Origin of the sequence: Sphaerochaeta sp. S2 (assembly GCF_016406725.1) — a bacterium.
In the GTDB taxonomy this organism is placed as follows: domain Bacteria; phylum Spirochaetota; class Spirochaetia; order Sphaerochaetales; family Sphaerochaetaceae; genus Sphaerochaeta.
The window spans coordinates 1-2,082 of the sequence record NZ_JAEKNT010000346.1 but is presented as its reverse complement, the minus strand read 5'-3'; the positions used below and the strand labels follow the sequence as shown (position 1 = coordinate 2,082).

General features: G+C 46.9%; 2 protein-coding genes. Both read left to right on the top strand.

Annotated features, from left to right (window positions below; translation table 11 throughout):
- Positions 1–388 (top strand): hypothetical protein (locus JF818_RS10070; protein ID WP_198891881.1); only part of this gene is annotated, 388 nt, incomplete at its 5' end.
- A partial coding sequence (locus JF818_RS10065) for a transporter substrate-binding domain-containing protein (protein ID WP_198891880.1) occupies positions 385–2,082 on the top strand: 1,698 nt, incomplete at its 3' end. The genes JF818_RS10070 and JF818_RS10065, both read left to right, overlap by 4 nt.

Below are 2,082 nucleotides of genomic sequence, written 5' to 3'. Positions count from 1 at the left end.
AGTAGGTACTATCTTTTCTTCCTTGGGTGAAGGGGAACTCGATCGGCTGGAAAGACGACTCAAAACAGAACATTCACTTTCTAACGTCGAGATACATCTTGCTACAAATGAGGGACTGATAAAAACCATTCTCTGGAATGCAGGGCCCATCTTTGACCCGATTGATGGTTCTCTCGTGGCTACCATTGCCCAAGGGCTGGATATTACTGAGCGAACAGCAATTGAGCAACAAAACAAGGAACAGCTGGAAGAGCTGAGGCGGTGGTATGAGGTGATGAGCCAGAGGGAAGAGCGAATCATGGACCTGAAGCGAGAAGTCAACGCTCTTCTCAAGGAAATCGGACGGCCAGAGCGGTACTCCTCAGTGGAAGAGGAGGGTAATGCATGAATACCCGGCGCCTGATATTGCTCAGTATGCTTCTCCTGCTCATCTCAACACTTTTTGCCGCTGATCCCTCCTTCCTCTCTACCTTGAGTGAAAATGAACGTACTTTGCTTGCACAACAAGCTCCTCTCTCTCTATTGGTCGATCCTGCGTGGGAACCTCTTGAGTACCTGGACAAGAATGGCATGCCTACAGGTCTGAGTTTTGCATATCTACAAAGTGTCAGTTCTCTCAGTGGACTGACCTTCATTCCTGTCGAAGGGACTTCCTGGCAGGATGCCTATGAGAAGTTACTCAGTGGTGAAATTGCCATGACCGGAAGCATCAGCAAGACAGAAGAGCGAGAGGCTACCTTGCGTTTCAGTGAACCATACCTGACCGTACCTCTTGCAATCATAGCTGGAGAACAGGTCGGGTATATCGGTAGTCTGGCAGAGCTTGAAGGAGAGAAGGTTGCCGTAATTTCCAATTATGCGGCCCAGGAGTGGCTCGCCAGGGATTACCCAAATCTGACCTTGGTTGAAGTATCTACCGTTGAAGAAGGCCTCATACTCGTTGCAAAGGGAGAGTGTTTTGCCTTGGTGGAAAACCTGTTGGTTGCCAACCATTATCGGTCCAAACTTGGGCTATCCAGAAAAGTAAAGGTAGTGGGTACCACTGCCTACATGAACTCCCTTTCTATTGCTGTCCATGAGGACTATGCATCTATTCTCCCCATCATCAACAAGGCACTCCAGACAATTGACAGTGAGACAAGGGAGCGATTGTATCGGGCATATTTGCCCCTTCAGTATGAAAAGACTGTGCAGAGTACCACTATTTATCTGATTATTGGTATAGCATTGTTTGTCGCTGCATCTCTGGGATTCTGGATATTGAGGCTCAGCAAGGAGGTAAGAAGAAGGGAGGTTGCAGAAAGAGAATTGGCAGACAGCGAAATAAAATTCAAGCAATTATTCTCCAATGCCCCCCTGCCCATGGTACTCCTTACCCAGGAGGGTACGGTAGTTTCTGCAAATGAAGCATGGAGTACCACATTTGAATTCAAGCCTGGTGAAATAGAGGATGTCGACACATGGTATGAGAAGGTTTACCCTGATCCAACGCACCGAGAAAAAGCAAGAGAATCCTGGGAAGAGGCTGTTGAAAAGTCCATAATCACGCATTCTAGACATATCGATTCACAAGAATTCTCCTTGGTTACAGCTACTGGTACTGTGTTGGAGATGGAAATCAGTGGAGCATTTCTGGACCGTTTTCTCCTTATTACCTTTTTTGATATCACTGAGAGAATATCCTCCATACGTTCACTCCAAGCATTGCAGAGACAGACCGAGCAGGGGAGAAAAATCATCCTCAACGCACTTGAGGATCAGCAGATTGCCCAGCATTCGCTTGCACAAAGCAAAGCCACACTTGATGCAGCAATCAACAGTATGATTGATGCAGTGTTCATTATTGACCCTGAAAGTCGTTTCATCCTGGTAAACCAATCATTTCTACACTACTACCGATTCTCAAAACGTTCAGAATGTCCTGATGACCTACGCGCTTTTTCTTCTCTGTTTGAAGCCTATGACAGTCAGGGGAATCTGCTGGAGCAACAGAAGTGGGCTGGCTTCCAAGCACTCTCCGGGAAAGCAGGGGATACAGAGTATACAGTACTAAAGAAACAGTCAGGAGAACGATGGATAGGT